1 protein-coding gene is annotated in these 18519 nt (G+C 68.1%); it reads left to right on the top strand.

The features are described from left to right. Positions 1–30 precede the first annotated feature (30 nt). Positions 31–18477 carry a non-ribosomal peptide synthase/polyketide synthase gene (locus JVX90_RS14260; RefSeq protein WP_205329384.1) on the top strand — a complete coding sequence of 6149 codons (18447 nt, stop codon included), beginning with the start codon at positions 31–33 and terminating at the stop codon, positions 18475–18477. The last annotated feature ends 42 nt before the right edge of the window (positions 18478–18519 follow it).

Raw genomic sequence — 18519 nt, 5'->3', positions numbered from 1 at the left:
AACCACAGCGAGAGAAACGAGGAACGAACGGTGCCGGAACTCAAGGCGTCTGACAGCATCAAGCCGATCGACAGCGATGAGTCGGTCGCGCTGATCGACGGTGCTCGGGTGGTGTCCTACGACGAGTTCACGTGCCGCACCTCGGCTCTCGCGAGAGAACTGGTCGCTGCGGGGGTCGGACCCGACGTGGCCGTCGCCGTACAGATCGACAGATCCGTCGAGATGATGGTCGCGATCCATGCGATCGTCCTGGCGGGCGGTCATTACGTGCCACTCGGGTCGGACATGCCCGCCGACCGCATCGACTACATGCTCGAGACGTCGGGCGCTCGACTGACACTCGTCGGCCCGGCTTCCGCGGAGAGCGACGGGACGCTGCGCATCGACTGTTCCGGGCCGGTGCCCGAGGTCGCGCCGTTCACCGCGGCGGAGCGCCGCTCGCCGTTGCACGGCGACTCGCCCGCGTACACGCTCTTCACGTCGGGATCCACCGGCCGGCCCAAGGGCGTCACAGTGTCGCATTCGGCGATCGTGAACCGATTGGCCTGGATGCGGGATCTCTACCAGCTGACGGAATCCGACGTGTTCCTGCAGAAGACGCCGATCACCTTCGACGTGTCGGTGTGGGAACTGTTCCTGCCCGCAGCGATCGGTGCGCCCCTGGTGCTCGTCGAACCGGGACGTCACGGCGATCCCGGCCACCTCTCCGAACTGATCGTCGAGCACGCCGTGACCGCGGTCCATTTCGTCCCGTCGATGCTTGCGGCGTTCTCCGACGTCCTAGGTGACGATCTGGTACGTCTCGACTCCCTCCGCAGGGTGTTCACCTCTGGTGAGGCTCTGACGGCGGCAGTCGCGGGCCCGGTGCTTCGCAGCCTTCCCACCGCCGAACTGCACAACCTGTACGGCCCGACCGAGGCGGCCGTCGACGTCACCGCGCATCACGTGACCTTCGACGACGCCGTGGTGCCCATCGGGCGTCCGGTGCCCGCGACGACGACGTACATCCTCGACGCGGCGTTGCAGCAGGTGCCGGCGGGTGTGCCGGGCGAGTTGTACCTCGGCGGAGTCCAACTCGCGCGCGGGTACGCGGCACGCCCGGATCTGACCGCCGAACGATTCGTCGCCGATCCGTTCGGTCCTGCGGGTGGGAGGTTGTACCGCACGGGTGACCTCGTGAGGTGGACCCCGAGCGGTGCGATCGACTACCTCGGTCGCACCGACTTCCAGGTCAAGTTGCGCGGACAGCGACTGGAACTCGGCGAGGTCGAGGCGGCGATCGCTGCGGCCCCCGGGGTGGTTCACGCGGCCGCAGCGGTGGTCGACGGTCCTGCGGGACAGCAGCTGGCAGGCTATGTCGCACCCGCATCCGTCGACCTCGACGTGGTCGAGAAGTCGATCGCCCAGGCTCTGCCGCCCTACATGCGTCCGAGCGCGTGGGTGGCACTCGACGAGATGCCGCTCAGTTCCGCGGGCAAGGTCGACCGGCGGGCGTTGCCCGAACCGCGGGCAGAGGCCGCCGAATACATCGCGCCGTCCACCGACTCGGAGAGCATCGTCGCGGCGTTGTACGGCGACCTACTGGGCGTCGACACCGTCGGCGTCACCGACGGCTTCTTCGACCTCGGTGGAAACTCCCTGGCGGCGACGAGACTGGCCGCCCGCGTCTCCGACGCTCTCGGAGTGGAGGTGACTGTTCGCGACGTCTTCGACAGTCCGTCGGTCCGGGAACTCGTCGAGGCAGTGACCGGCCGGGCCCACGCACTGCCCGAGGTCACCGCGGTGTCGCCGCGGCCGACGACGGTCCCGCTGTCGTTCGCTCAGCAGCGCATGTGGTTCATCAATCGCCTGGACCCCGAGTCGACGACGTACGCCATCCCGGTGCTGTTGCGGCTCAGCGGGCCGGTCGACGTCGACGCCCTGCAGCGTGCGTTGGTTGACGTCGTCGGGCGGCACGAGGTCCTTCGGACCACCATCGGATCTGTCGACGGCGACCCGGTCCAGGTGATTCACCCGGTCGAGTCGATCCCGGGCATGCTCGACATCGCGACGGTCGCCGGGCAGGACGAGTTGGAGGCGGTGCTCGGCACCGGCTGGGACCTCGCCCGAGAACTGCCCCTGCGCGTCCGTGTCCTCCGGACAGGTCCAGACGAGGTTGTGCTCGCGATCATCGTCCACCACATCGCGGCGGACGGCGAGTCGATGGGGCCTCTACTGCGCGACGTCTTCGGGGCCTACGCGGCTCGCGTCGAGGGGACCGAGCCGTCGTTCCCACCGCTGACGGTGCAGTTCGCCGACTACGCGATCTGGCAGCACAACGTACTCGGTGACGTCGACGACCCCGATTCGGTCGTCGGACGCCAACTCACGAAATGGACGACTGCACTCGCCGGCCTGCCCGACGTGCTTGCGTTGCCCGCAGACCGTCCGCGACGCCAGGTCGCGACAGGTCGGGTCGACTCCGTCGCCTTCGACCTCCCCGCCGGCGTCACGCGCGCACTCGTCGACACTGCGGCCGCCTCGAAGGCCACACCGTTCATGGTGCTGCACGCGGCTCTCGCCGTGCTCCTCGCGCGTCTGTCCGGAACAGACGACATCGCCGTGGCGACGCCGATCGCGGGCCGCGGTCAGAGCGATCTCGACCCGCTGGTCGGAATGTTCGTCAACACCCTCGTACTGCGCACCACGGTGGCGCCGTCGTCGACGTTCGAGGAGTTTCTCGCGCACGTCAGGTCGGTCGACCTCGACGCGTTCGCCGCCTCTGACGTCCCGTTCGAAGCGTTGGTCGAAGCTCTCAACCCGACTCGAAGCGAGTCGTTCGCCCCGCTGGCGCAGGTGATGCTGTCGGTGGCGCCGGACGCTCCGTCCGCCGTCGACATGCAGGTCGGCGACGTCGCGGTCAGCCCGATCGAGGGGACGATCGAGTCGAACGACTACGACCTGCTCGTCGGCGTCCGGACCGCCGAACCCGGACAGTCGTGGTCGTGCGCGCTGCTGTTCGCCGTCGACCTCTTCGACCCGTCGACCGCTGAGACGATCGCGAGCCGCTTCGTCGCCCTGCTCACCGAACTGGTGTCGCCCGGCGACACGGTGATCGGCGATGCTCGGCTCCTCACCGCGAGCCAGGAGGCAGGCGAAGCCGCCGTCGAGTGGGGTGAGGCCGCCGACCTGCCCGCCGTGACCACGGTCCCGGCAGGCGTCGCCGCGCAGATCGACCGCACCCCCGACGTGACCGCACTCATCGCGGGCGATCGAGAGGTGACGTACGGCGAGTTCGGAACGCGCATCGCTCGACTGGCACGAGTCCTCGCCGACAGCGGAGTCGGCCGGGGGAGCGCCGTCGCCGTGTGCATTCCACGGTCGGTCGAGATGATGGTCGCAGTGCACGCGACGATGGCCGTCGGCGCCCAGTACGTGCCGATCGACCTGTCGGCGCCCGCCGATCGCGCCGAATACATGCTGACCACATCCGGTGCGCACGCACTGCTGGTGGGCGGCTCCGACATCGCTCGCGATGTCACAGACGTGGCGAGAGGCGCGCACCTGCCCGTCATCGTCGTCGACGAGAACGACGTCGTCGACGCGTCCGCCGGTGCACTGCACGACGTGGTGTCCGCAGGTCCCGTCCTGAGCGGGGCCGACGCCGCCTACACGCTGTTCACCTCGGGTTCGACGGGTCGGCCCAAGGGCGTGACCCTCACCCACGATGCAGTCCTCAACCGCCTGTGGTGGGGCCTCGACGAACTGCCGATCACTGTCGGCGACCGGGTGATTCAGAAGACTCCCTACACGTTCGACTGCTCGGTGCCAGAGCTGTTCGCTCCGTTCCTGCGGGGTGCGACGCTCGTCGTGCTTCGCGACGGCGGCCACCTCGATCCGCTGTACGTGGCCTCCGAGGTCGCACGCACTCGCGCCACGATGATCCACTTCGTGCCCTCCATGCTCTCGGTGTTCCTGGAGATCGTCGGTGAACAGCGCCTCGCCGAACTCGACAGTGTCCGAATCGTCTCGACGACCGGCGAAGCACTGCCCCCGGCGCTCGCGGCACAGACCCGAAGCGTCTGGCCGGACGCGCAGTTCTACAACCTGTACGGCCCGACCGAAGCCGCCGTGGAGATCACTGCGTTCAGCATCGGCTCGATGCGTGGCGACGAACACACGGTCTCCATCGGCCGACCGATCTGGAACTCGTCTGCGGTGATCCTCGACTCCCGACTGCGACGTGTTCCGGTGGGCGTCCCCGGGGAGCTCTACCTCGGCGGGGTGCAGCTCGCGCGTGGCTACGCAGCGCGTGCCGACCTGACTGCGGAACGATTCGTCGCCGACCCCCACGGTGCGCCGGGAGAACGCCTCTACCGCACCGGCGACCTGGTTCGACGCATGGCCGACGGTGGTATCGAATACTTGGGGCGCACAGATTTCCAGGTGAAACTGCGCGGGCAGCGGATCGAGCTCGGTGAGATCGAATCGGTTCTCGCCGGTGTGCCGGGTGTCGTCCATGCCGCGGCAACGGTGTCGAAGGCTGCCGGCGGCGACGAACATCTCGTCGGTTACCTCGCCGGGACGCCGGGAGACTCGATCGATCTCGACGCGGTGAAAGCCGAGGCGGCGCGAGCACTGCCCGTCTACATGGTCCCCACGGTGTGGATGGTCGTCGACGACATCGCGCTCAACACCGCGGGCAAGATCGATCGCAAGGCTCTGCCCGCCCCGGACTTCGGCACCGCGGAGATCGTCGAACCCGAGACGGACGCAGAACGGTCCGGGTGTGCGGTGTTCGCCGACGTTCTCGGCATCGAACGTGTCTCGGTCACGGAATCGTTCTTCGACGCAGGCGGCAATTCGCTGTCCGCGATGCGGCTCGTGGCTCGACTGTCCACCGCGTGGGGAGTGGAACTGACGGTTCGCGACCTGTTCGACGCACCGACGGTCCGCGACCTCGCCGCATCGATCGGTGAACGCGCTGCTGCACTGCCGCCGATCACAGCGGTCGAAGTGCGTCCGGAGCGTGTTCCGCTGTCGTTCGCACAGCAGCGAATGTGGTTCATCAACCGGCTGGAGCCCGATTCGGGCACCTACAACATCCCGTTCGCACTGCGCCTCACCGGACGGTTGGATGTCGCCGCGCTCCGGGCAGCCGTGTGCGACGTCGTCGAACATCACGAAGTGCTGCGCACCACCTTCCCCGACGTCGACGGCACCCCGTACCAGGCAGTCGGTTCGCCGGACCTGATCTCCGAGCAGCTCGACTGGGCGGAGGTCGACTCGCCGGCCGACATCGAAGCCTCGGCGACAGCAGGCTTCGATCTGGTGCACCGTCCGCCTCTGCGCACCCGACTGCTTGCGTCAGGTCCGGATGAGCACGTGATCGCGATCGTCCTCCATCACATCGCAGCCGACGGCGAGTCGATGGGCCCGTTCGTCGCGGACCTCGTCGCCGCCTACACGGCCCGCGCCGCAGGGGATGCGCCGACCATCACCCCGCTGGATTTCCAGTTCGCCGACTTCGCGATCTGGCAGCACCAGGTGCTTGGCGGCAACCGCGACGGGGGCTCCGTCGTCGACCGCCAACTCGACTACTGGACGAGCACTCTCGCGTCCATGCCGGGTGTCGTCGACCTGCCCACCGATCGTCCACGGCCGTCGGTTGCCAGCGGAGCGGGAGAGACGTCGGACTTCGTGATCGACGAAGCCACCGCGGCCAGGGTCGTCGAGGTGGCCAGGCAGACCGGCGCGACACCGTTCATGGTGTTGCATGCAGCCCTCGCGGTGCTCCTGGCGCGACTGTCCGGAACCGACGACATCGCGGTCGCCACACCGGTCGCCGGCCGTGGACAGGGCGGACTCGAGCGGCTGGTCGGCATGTTCGTCAACACACTGGTTCTGCGCACCCACGTCGACGGGTCGATGACGTTCGGAGAGCTGCTGGCAGAGGCACGCGAAGTGGACCTCGCCGCGTTCGCGCATGCAGATGTCCCGTTCGAGCAGGTCGTCGATGCTGTGAATCCGACGCGGAGCGAAGCATTCGCTCCGCTCGCTCAGGTGATGCTGTCGTTCGACCCGGGTGCATCGGTCAGCGAGAGCTCCCTGGACCTCGGAGACCTGACGGTGTCCGGAGTCCCGCTTCCGAGCCCCCCCGCGCAGGTCGATCTGCAGTTCGTCATCTCGCCGAGCGACACGGGGAACTGGAACGGTCTTGTCGTCTTCGCCACCGATCTGTTCGACGCGGGCAGCATCGCGACCACGACTGCACGCTTCACATCACTGCTGACGGGACTGCTCTCCGACCCGGGTCGACCAGTCGGGGACGTCGAGCTGCTGTCGGACGCGGAGAAGGCGGCCGTGATCGCCACTCACGACGGGCCGCCTCCGATCCTGCCGACGATCTCGTCGATCAGCTCAGCGCTGTCGGCGCGTGCGGCAGCGGCCCCCGCATCAACGGCGCTCATCGTCGGCGAGCGGACGGTCAGCTACGGCGAGTTCGCCGGACGCGTCGCGCGTCTGGCCGGCGAGATCGTCGAAGCGGGCGTCGACCGGGAGTCCGCGGTCGCCGTGTGCATCCCGCGTTCAGTGGAGATGATGGTCGCCGTCCACGCGGTCGTGGCGGCAGGTGCGCAGTTCGTGCCGATTGATCTCAGCGCCCCGACTGACCGCGCCGAGTACATGTTGAGCACGGCAGGCGCCGTGATGCTTCTCGTCTCCGACACCGACCGGGTCCACGATGTGGTCACTGCGGCCGTCGACGCGGGCGTCAGGGTCAAGACTCTCGACGAGTCGGGTCCCGTGGCCGGCACTCCTGCCGACCTGGCGGAGCTCGTCCGAACACGCCCGGTCCGCGGTGACGGCGCGGTCTACACGCTCTTCACCTCCGGCTCCACGGGCCGCCCCAAGGGGGTGACGCTCACTCACGACGCCGTGGTGAACCGACTCTGGTGGGGCGTCGACGAATTGCCGATCGACACGACCGACGTGATCGTCCAGAAGACTCCGTACACCTTCGACTGCTCGGTGCCGGAACTGTTCGCGCCACTGATGGTCGGCGCGACCCTGGTGGTGCTGCGCGACGGCGGGCACCTCGATCCCGGTTACGTCGCCGACGAGATCGCCAGGACGCGGGCCACAATGGTGCACTTCGTGCCGTCGATGCTGTCGGTGTTCCTGGACGTGGTCGGTCATGAGCGGGCCCGTTCGCTCGATTCGGTGCGGATCCTGTCGACGACCGGCGAGGCACTTCCGCCCGCAGTGGCGGCGGCGACCAGGCGGGCGTGGCCGACGGCCCTCTTCTACAACCTCTACGGGCCGACGGAGGCGGCGGTCGAGATCACGGCGTACGCGATCGGTGAAGTCGGCGCTGACGACCCGACCGTGCCGATCGGGACACCGATCTGGAACTCGTCCGCCCTCGTCCTCGACGACCGTCTGCGCATTGTGCCTGCGGGAGTTCCGGGAGAGCTGTACCTCGGCGGCATCCAGCTCGCTCGCGGGTACGCGGCGCGCAGCGACCTGACGGCCGAGCGGTTCGTCGCGGACCCGTACGGCGACTCCGGCGCACGCATGTACCGCACCGGCGACCTCGTCCGACGTATGCCCGACGGTGGAATCGAATACCTCGGCCGCACCGACTTCCAGGTGAAGCTCCGAGGCCAACGCATCGAGCTCGGGGAGATCGAATCGGTGCTCGCCGCCGCCCCGGGCGTCGTCCACGCGGCGGCGACTGTCGCCGCGGCACCCGGCGGTGGCGAACACCTGGTCGGCTACATCTCCGGCGGACCGGGGGAACAGATCGACGTCGACGCGGTCAAGGCGGAGGCGCATCGTGCACTCCCCGGATACATGGTTCCGACCGTGTGGATGGTGCTCGACGACATCGCGTTGAACACCGCGGGCAAGATCGACCGCAAAGCGCTCCCCGCACCCGAGTTCGGAACCACCGAACAAGTCGTTCCGGCCACGCGCGCGGAGCGAGCCGTCGCTGACGCCTTCGCCGACGTGCTCGGCGTCGACTCCGTCGGAGTCACCGACGACTTCTTCGACGTCGGCGGCAACTCGCTGTCGGCGATGCGGCTCGTCGCGCGAGTCTCCGAGGCACTCGACGTCGAGGTGACGATCCGCGATCTGTTCGACGCGCCGAGCGTGCGCGAGATCATCGCAGCAACCGCAGGCCGCGCCCCGGCGCTGCCGCCTGTCACGGCGGTGACTCCGCGGCCGAACGTGATCCCGTTGTCGTTCGCCCAGCAGCGCATGTGGTTCCTCAACAGGTTCGAACCCGGTGCCGGAACGTACAACATTCCGGCGGTGCTTCGGCTCTCCGGAGCCCTCGACGCCGTCGCGCTTCGGCACGCACTCGACGACGTGGTGGTCCGTCACGAGGTGCTCCGAACCACGTTCCCCGACGTGGACGGCGCCCCCCGCCAGGTGATCGCGCCCGCGGACACCGTTGCGACACGGTTGGACTGGCAGATGGTCGAATCGCGCGACGAGGTGATCTCCGCAGTGGGCGACGGGTTCGATCTGGCGAACCAGTGGCCGTTGCGCGCTCGCCTGTGGCGTGTGGGTCCCGACGAGCACGTATTCGCCCTCGTCGCGCACCACATCGCTGCGGACGGGGAGTCGATGGCTCCGCTCGTCAGCGATCTGGTCTCCGCGTACGAGTCGCGCGTCGCGGGCCGGTTGCCCGAGTTCGCTCCGCTCCCGGTGCAGTTCGCCGACTTTGCGATCTGGCAGCACGAGGCACTCGGGGCCGTCGACGACGACGGTTCCGTGGTTGCGCGTCAGCTGCGTCACTGGGTCAAGACCCTGGCCGGGTCACCGGACGCCATCGATCTGCCGACGGACCGCCCACGGCCGCCCGTCGCGTCGGGTAGAGGTTCGTCGGTCTCGACGCTGATTCCCTCCGACGTCGCACACCGTGTTCGGGCAGTTGCATCCACTGCGGGCGCCACCGAGTTCATGGTGCTGCACGCGAGTCTCGCGGCACTGCTCTCACGACTGTCGGCCGCCGACGACGTGGTGATCTCGACGGCAGTCGCCGGACGTGGCCAGGAAGCCCTGGAACGTCTTGTCGGCATGTTCGTCAACACGTTGGCGCTGCGGGCAGCGGTCCGGCCCGGAATGACATTCGGTGAACTCCTCGCCCAGGTCCGTGACGTCGACGCCACAGCGTTCGCGAACTCCGACGTGCCGTTCGAATCCGTCGTCGACGCCGTCGACCCGGTCCGCAGCGAGGCGTTCGCACCGCTGGCTCAGGTCTCACTCGAGTTCACCCGCGCCCTGCCGACCGATGCCGGGGACGGGGTGGACACCGGAACGCTGCGGGTGGCCCCCTACGACCAACTCGACGTGTCGGCGCGACTCGACCTGCATTTCGCAGTCGAAGCGACGGACGCCGAATGGCGACTGAAGGTCGAGTACGCCACCGACCTGTTCGACGCCGACACCGTCGAGTCGTTCGCCGACTCGCTGGTTCGGCTCCTCAGCGAGTTCACCGCATCGCCCGACACAGCGCGGGTGGGCGTCGCGGACCTCGTGTCACCGGAACAGACCGCCGTGTTGACCGCACCGGCCACACCGGCGGTGCAGCCGCGCCCGCTCGGCGAGTTGTGGGACGCACACGGTGCGGATGAGCCGAGCGATCTGATCATCGGTGATCAGTCGATGTCGCGCGACGAGTTCGACGCCGCGACGAACCGGCTCGCTCGTGAACTGCTGTCCCGCGGTCTCGGTCCGGGCGACCTGGTCGCCATCCTGATGCGCCGCAGCATTCACGCTGTGCTCGCGGTCGTCGCCGTGAGCAAGGCCGGTGCCGCATTCGTCAACATCGATCCGACGCAGCCCGTGCAACGGCGTGACGAGATTCTCGCCGACAGCGGCGCAGTCTTCGGTCTCACGGTCACCGGGACACCGGACCTGCCTGACAGCGTGGAGTGGTTGGCCGTCGACAACACCGTCGCGGACCACTCCGCTCAGCCGATCCGTCGGGACGAACTCACCCGGGCCGTCCACGCCGACGATCTCGCGTACCTCATCTACACGTCGGGATCGACCGGCAAGCCGAAGGCCGCGGCGCTCAGCCACCGCGGTCTCGCGAACCTCGTCGACGGTCAACGCCGCATCCTGCACCTCGGCCCGGCCACGAGGATGCTGCATGTCGCTTCGCCGACGTTCGACGCATCGATCTTCGAGTTGGTCGCGCTGTGCACGGGCTCGGGAATCGTCATCAGCCCCGCCGACGTGTACGGCGGTGACGAACTCGCCGAGGTCCTCGCGGAAGGCGGGGTCACCCATGCCGTGATCACCCCTTCGACGATGGACGGACTCGACCCGGAGCAGGTTCCGGAGCTCTCGACCCTGGCCAGCGTGGGCGAGGCGTGCCCGCCCGACCTGCGGAATCGATGGGTGCGGGCGGGTCGAACGTTCTTCAACCTGTACGGCCCGACCGAGTCGACGATCTGGGGTACCGGAACCGAGCCGTCGACCATCGACGGTCCGATCCACATCGGCGGCCCGCTGCCGGGCCTGGGCGCGCTTGTACTCGGCGACGGCCTCCGGCCCGTGCCCGTCGGGGTTCCCGGCGAGTTGTACCTGACCGGCGACCCGTTGGCTCTCGGTTACCTCGGTCGTCCCGATCTGTCGGCGACACGCTTCGTCGCCGATCCGTTCGGCCCCGCCGGGACACGGATGTACCGGACCGGCGACCGCGTCGTGCGGACTGTGTCCGGCGACCTGGAATATCTGGGCCGTGTCGACTTCCAAGTGAAACTGCGCGGTCAACGCATCGAACTCGGGGAGATCGAGTCGGTGCTGTCGCACGCTCCGGGAGCCCGCAGCGTCGCAGTCGTCGTCGCGACTGCGCCGTCGGGCGGGGAAGTCCTTGTCGGCTACCTGTCGGGCGACGACCTGGATCGAGCCGAACTCGCCGACTACGCATCGCGTCGACTGGTGGCGTACATGCGACCCACTGTCTGGATGCTCGTCGACGAGATGCCGTTGACCGTTGCAGGCAAGGTCGACCGGCGAGGCCTGCCCTCGCCCGAGTTCGGGGCAGTCGACCACGTGGAGCCGATCGGCCCGGCGGAGACCGCGGTCGCCGCAGTGTTCGCCGACGTCCTCGGCACCGGACACGTCTCGGTGACGGAGTCGTTCTTCGACGCGGGTGGCAACTCACTGTCCGCGATGCGCGTCGTCTCTCGGGTGTCCGACGCGCTGGGGGTCGAGGTCGGGGTCCGCGACCTGTTCGACGCGCCGACCGTCCGCACTCTGGTGCACCGTGTCGCCGGCCGCGCGCCCGCGTTGCCGCCGGTCACCCGGGCACAGCCGAGGCCCGATCGAATTCCACTGTCCTTCGCGCAGCAGCGGATGTGGTTCATCAACAACTTCGAGCCGGCTTCTGCCACATACAACCTCCCGGTCGTCATGCGCATCACCGGTCCGCTCGACGCGGACGCGCTCCGTACCGCTCTCGGAGACGTCGTCCGTCGACACGAGGTGCTGCGGACGACGTTCCCGACCGACGACGGCGTGCCGTATCAGGACGTGGCGCCGGCCGACGCCGTCGACGGCCGTCTCGACTGGGGACACGTCGACTCCGACTCCGGGATCTCGTCGGCGGTGACCGACGGATTCGATCTTGCGGTCGACTGGCCGATCCGAGGCCGTCTGCTCACCGTCGACGCATCGACTCATGTGTTCGCGCTGGTCGCTCACCACATCGCCGCCGACGGTGAATCACTTCAGCCGCTGATCGGCGACATCGTCACCGCATACCTCGCGCGCAGCTCAGGTCGTGAGCCGGAGTTCACGCCGCTCGACGTCCAGTTCGCCGATTTCGCCATCTGGCAGCGTGAAGTCCTCGGTGAGCCGGACGATCCCACGTCCATCGTGGGCCGCCAGGTCGGCTACTGGAGCGATGCGCTCGCGGGCATCCCGGACGTCCTGGAGATCCCGACCGACCGTCCTCGGCCGCAGGCCGCATCGGGGCGGGGCGGCGTCGCCGACTTCGAGATTCCCCGCGAGGTCGGGGAGCGGATCGTCAGTGTCGCCTCCGAGCGGGGAGCGACTCCGTTCATGGTTCTCGACGCAGCGCTCGCAGTGCTGCTGGCGCGGTTGTCCGCGTCGGACGATGTGGCCATCGCCAGCCCGATCGCAGGACGCGGACGGCGTGAACTCGACGCCGTCGTCGGAATGTTCGTCAACACGATCGTCCTCCGGTCGCGTGTTGATCTCGGCGAGAGCTTCGACGGACTCCTCGCACGGACGCGCGCCGACGTCCTCAACGCATTCGCCAACGCCGACGTTCCGTTCGAGACGGTCGTCGAGGCAGTGAACCCCGTGCGCAGTGAGGCGTTCTCGCCGCTGGCGCAGGTGATGTTGTCACTCGACCCCGGTGCGTCGGCCACCGATATGGATCTGCCCGCGGGTGACATCGTGATCTCCGCGATCAGACCGGTCGACCCGCCCGCGCAGGTCGACATGACGATCACGGTCAGTTCCACGACCGACGGACCATGGCACGGTTCCATCACGTATGCGACCGACCTGTTCGATGCGTCGACGGTCGTCGCGTTCGGTGAACGACTGGCTGGGCTTCTCGGCGCACTCACGGCCGACACCGACGGCCCAGTCGGTGACGCCGCACTGCTGACCGATGCAGAGATCTCGGAGTCCACACGACTCGAGCGTGGTGTGCAACGACAGCTTCCGGCCGAAGACCTCGCATCGGCGCTCGCTGCCGCGGCTGCAGCGCACCCGCACCGGGAGGCGCTGCTGTTCCGCGATCGGAGCGTTGCGTACGCCGAACTCGGCGCGCGTGTGAACACATTGGCGCGGGAACTCATCACCGCGAGAGTCGGACCGGACGTCGCGGTGGCGGTGTGCATCCCGCGCTCGGTGGAATTGATCGTCGCGATCCACGCGGTGGTCGCGGCAGGCGGCCAGTACGTGCCCGTCGACACCTCGGCGCCCGCCGATCGTGTCGAGTACATGATGTCCACTGCGGGTGCGCGGATCGCGCTCGTTCACGCAGGGCTCCCGACACCGGCTCCGATCGCCGGTGCAGGCGACGGCGTCACAGTGATCGAAGTCGACAGCGAGAGCGCGGTCGACGAATCCGTGGCTCCCGTCGTTGATGCGGACCGGCGGGCGCCGCTGCTGCCGCAACACGCCGCGTACACGATCTTCACGTCCGGGTCGACGGGTCGGCCGAAGGGTGTGACCCTGCCTCACGACGCGGTCGTCAACCGGCTTCGGTGGGGACTGGACGAGCTCCCGATCGACGGTGACGATCTTGTCGTCCTGAAGACGCCGTACACGTTCGACTGTTCGGTCGCCGAACTGTTCGCGCCGCTCATGGAGGGTTCACGGCTGCTGATCGCCGAGCCCGACGGCCACCTCGACCCGGTGTACATGGCCGACCTGATCGCGGACGCCGGAGCAACGATGGTGCACTTCGTGCCGTCGATGCTCTCGGTGTTCCTCGAACTCGCCGGGCCCGAACGCCTCGCCCGGCTCGACAAGGTGCGGATCATCTCGACGACGGGCGAAGCACTGCCGCCGTCGGTCGCCGCGCAGACCCGCGCCGAAGTGCCGGGAGCGGTGCTCTACAACCTGTACGGCCCGACCGAAGCAGCGGTTGAGATCACGTACCAGCAGCTCGACGCCATCGGCGACGTGGTGCCGATCGGAGTGCCCGTCTGGAACTCGTCGGCGTACGTCCTCGACGGAAGGCTCAATCAGGTCGCCGCGGGTGTGCCCGGCGAACTGTACGTGGCAGGCGTGCAGTTGGCGCGAGGATACGCAGCGCGCCCGGACCTCACCGCAGACCGGTTCCTCGCCGATCCGTTCGGGCCGGCGGGCAGCCGCATGTACCGGACCGGAGACCTCGTTCGACGCAACCACGCCGGTGAGCTCGAATACCTCGGGCGAACCGACTTCCAGGTGAAGCTCCGCGGTCAGCGCATCGAGCTCGGTGAGATCGAGGCAGCCGTCGCTCAGGCGCCCGGCGTGGTCCACGCGTCGGTGACGGTCGCACAGGCACCGGACGGTGGCGAGCATCTGGTCGCGTACGTGGCGGGTGTGCCCGGAGACGTACTGGATGTGGACGGCGTCAGGCACGCCATCGCCGCCGATCTGCCCGAGTACATGCGACCCACGGTGTGGATGCCACTCGATGAGATTCCACTCAACAGTGCAGGCAAACTCGACCGAAAGGCGCTGCCCGTGCCCGAGTTCACCGCGGGTGAGTACGTCGCACCTGTCGGCGCGGACGAGGCCGCAGTCGCGGCGGCGTTCGCCGACGTGCTGGGCGTCGACCGGATCGGCGTCACCGACAGCTTCTTCGATCTCGGCGGCAACTCGTTGTCTGCGATGCGCTTGGCGGCGCGTGCAGGCGACGCTCTCGGATCCGAGGTGTCTGTTCGTGACGTGTTCGAAGCGCCGACAGTTCGCGAACTCGTGGAACTCGTCGGGAGCGCGAAACCCGCCCTCGCTCCGATCGTCGCGGTGAGCGACAGGCCGGAGCGGATTCCCCTGTCGTTCGCGCAGCAGCGGATGTGGTTCATCAACAGGTTCGATCCGTCGTCCGGTGTGTACAACATTCCGGCGGTGCTCACCTTGACCGGACCTCTCGACGTCGACGCGATGCAGGCCGCCTTCATCGACGTGCTCGAACGCCACGAAGTGCTGCGGACACTCTTCGTCGAGCACGACGGTTCGCCGTCGCAGGCGATCCTGGACGTGTCGGATGCCGCCGAGCGTTTCGACTGGGCGATGTCCGATGTCGACGGGGTCACCGAGGCGGTGACCAGTGGGTTCCACCTCGCGACGCAGTTGCCGATCCGCGTCCGACTCGCGGCGACCGGACCGGGCGAACATGTCCTCGCGATCGTCGTGCATCACATCGCGGCGGACGGTCAGTCCATGGGACCGATGGTCCGGGACGTGGTGACCGCCTACCTCGCGCGACGAGACGGACGTGTCCCCGACTTCCCGCCGCTCCCGGTCCAGTTCGCCGATTTCGCCCTCTGGCAGCACTCAGTCCTCGGAGCCGCAGACGATCCGGAGTCGGTTCTGGGACGGCAGGCGGCGTACTGGCGGGACCGGCTCGGGGGAGTCCCCGACGTCATCGAGCTGCCGACCGATCGTCCGCGTCCCCCTCGCGCATCGATGCGCGGACAGACGATCGAGTTCACGGTTCCGGGTTCCGTCGGAGAGCGGATCGGAAGGCTCGCCGCGCAACACGGAGCGACGCCGTTCATGGTTGTGCACGCTGCACTGTCGGTCCTTCTCGCACGGCTCTCGTCGTCGGACGACGTGGTGGTCGGAACGCCGATCGCGGGGCGTGGGCAGCGAGTGCTCGACCCGTTGGTCGGGATGTTCGTCAATTCACTGGCATTGCGGTCCACCGTCCACAGCGGGGCGACCTTCGCCGAACTGCTCGGCGACGTCCGTTCCGGTGATCTCGACGCATTCGCCAACGCCGACATTCCGTTCGAGACGCTCGTCGACGTCCTCAATCCGACCCGGTCCGAAGCGTTCGCACCACTCAGCCAGGTGTGGTTGTCCGTCGATGAGGCGGACGAGGGCCCCGGGGACGTGATGGTCGAGCCCGGTGGGCTGTCCGTCGAGCCGGCCGGGGACCTTCAGCAACCGGCTCGAGTGGATCTCAATGTTGCGCTCGGGTCACGAGCAGGCGGTGCGGACTGGTCGGGGACGGTGACGTATGCGACCGATCTGTTCAATGCGGACACCGTCGAACAGGTCGCAGCGGCGCTCGTCGACATCCTCGACGTCGTCACCGCCGATCCGTCCGCCGTCGTGGGCGACCTCCCCGTGCTGACGGAGGAGGACGAACGCCGAGTCGGTTCGTGGGCTCACAGCGCGGCGCCGCTTCCGTCGCGAGAGGCGCGCGGCGTCCTCCATGAGGTCGTTCCGCCGCAGGCCCGCACGTCGACGCTGCTGGTGGCGGGTGGCCGTACCGTCGCCGGTGCGGAGTTGATGGACCGCGTGACTGTCCTCGCGCGCCGACTCATCGACGCGGGTGTCGGCCCGGATGTCGCCGTCGCCGTCTGCATTCCGCGTTCGATCGAGATGTTCGTCGCCCTGCACGCGGTGATGACGGCAGGCGGCTTCTACGTTCCGATCGTGGTCGACGGACCGGCCGATCGCGCCCGGTACGTGATCGAGACCGCGGGCGCAGAGATCCTCCTGGTGGACGATCTGCTCGGACCGCCGGAGTGGGCTGTCGCCGACGGGATCTCCGTCATCGGGGTCGACACGAGGGCCCCGGTGATCGGGAACGTCACGCCGGTCGGCGACGCGGACCGGCGTGCACCGCTGCGACCGGACGACGCGGCGTACACGATCTTCACATCGGGCTCGACCGGTCGACCGAAGGGCGTCACGGTCTCCCACCGGAGCATGATGTCCGTCCTCGCCACCGACGTGGTCGACGGCCGATTCGGACCGGATGACGTGTTCCTGATGGTGATCGACTACACCTTCGATCCGTCGGTGCTGGACCTGTTCCGCGGTCCCATCTGCGGAGGCTTGACTGTCGTGACCGATCCTGCTGATCAACGCGATCCGTGGGCGCTGCAACGCCACGTGGTCGACCATCGGGTGAGCGTCATGATGCTCGTCCCGTCGATGCTCTCGTTGATGGTGTCGGAGCTGACTGCCGACGAACTCGCCGGAATGAACTCGGTCCGCATCGTGCACACCGGCGGTGAGGCGGTCACTCCTGCCCTGTCCGACGCGATCTGTGCCTCGTGGCCCGACGCCGAAGGGCACAACAGGTACGGACCGACGGAGAACACCGTCTACTGCACGCTGAGTCTGATCGCCGCAGGTCGTTCCGTCGTCCCCATCGGTCGACCGACCGCGTACTCGATCGCCCGTGTCCTCGACTCGCGTCTGCATCAAGTTCCCGTCGGAGTGGCCGGTGAGCTCTACATGGGCGGCGACCAGGTGGCACGCGGATACATCGGGCGCTACGGATTGACGGCAGAACGGTTCGTCGCCGATCCGTACGGGGAACCGGGACAACGGCTCTACCGCACCGGTGACCTGGTTCGCTGGAATCACGACGGCGAACTCGAGTACCTCGGTCGCACCGACTTCCAGGTGAAGCTGCGTGGCCAGCGGATCGAGCTCGGTGAGATCGAGGCTGTGCTCGGCTCTGCGCCGGGCGTCCGCCAAGCGGCGGCTGTGGTCACGTCCGCGCCGTCCGGCGGCCAGGTCCTCGTCGCGTACGTCGAGGGCCACGAACTGTCTGAAGCGGCCCTCGTCGACTATGCCGCGCAGAACTTGCTGGAATACATGCGGCCGACGTCGTGGATGATCGTCGACGCCTTGCCGTTGAGCACGGCAGGCAAGATCGATCGGCGGAATCTACCGGAGCCCGTGTTCCGGACTGCCGAGTACGTGACGCCCGTCGGGCCGCTGGAGGAGGCGGTCGCCAAGGTGTACGCAGACCTGCTCGACGTCGCCACGGTGTCCGCGACGACGTCGTTCTTCGACCTCGGAGGCAATTCGCTCTCCGCGGCTCGAGTCGTCGCGCGCCTGCGTGACGAGCACGGAGTGTCGGTGGAGCTCGCGTGGCTGTTCGAGGACGCCACGGTGCGCGGCCTCGCTGCTCGAGTGGAAGGCGCCGAATCCGGTGGCACAGCGGTGTTGATCCCGCTCCGCGCCGACGGCAGTCGTGCCCCGCTCTTCTGCGTCCACCCCGCGGGCGGCCTGGCGTGGTTCTTCGGTGGCCTCGTTCCATACCTGGACGACCGCCCGTTGTACGGACTGCAGGATCCGCATGTGGTGGCGGGGGAGGAGTCGGCGCCTGACGTCGCCTCGCTGGCCGCGAGGTACGTCTCCGAGATCCGAGAGGTTCAGCCGGAGGGGCCGTACAACGTGCTCGGGTGGTCGATCGGAGGCACCCTGGCCTACGAGATGGCCTGTCAGCTGGAGGCGGCAGGCCACGACGTGGGGTATCTCGGCGTCATGGATGCGTCGCTGACGGTCGAACAGTCGTCGGAACCGGACTCGACGCCGGACACCGCCGAGACGGTCGGGGATCTGCTCGGAAGCTGGCGTGACCTGTTCGATCTCGGCGACGACGTACAGGCGGCGAGTGCCGACGAGGTGGCGGCGATCGTGCGGGATCAGATCGCGAGCATGGGACTGCTCGACAGTGATCAAGTGGAGCGAATCATGGACAGCTTCGCGTCGGCGGGTGACATCCTCAACGGATACCGACCCGGCCGATACTCCGGTGACGTCCACTTCTTCACGGCCACGGAGGACAAGCCCGATCCGGTGACTTTCCGCGCCGCGTGGGGCGATCACGTCGACGGCGAGGTCCACAATGTCGATGTGCCGACCCATCACCTGGGGATGGCCGACGCGCAGGCGCTCGCGATCATCGGGCCGGCTGTGAACGACGCCTTGTTGCCCCGGCGAACCGTGGCGCGGACAGATGACAGTGATTAACTTGGATTCGGTCGAAAGTCGACCGGACCATGCTGACCGGCG

Origin of the sequence: Gordonia sp. PDNC005 (assembly GCF_016919385.1) — a bacterium.
Lineage (GTDB): Bacteria > Actinomycetota > Actinomycetes > Mycobacteriales > Mycobacteriaceae > Gordonia.
Note: the sequence above shows the minus strand (reverse complement) of the source record. Positions and strands in the feature narration are given on the sequence as shown.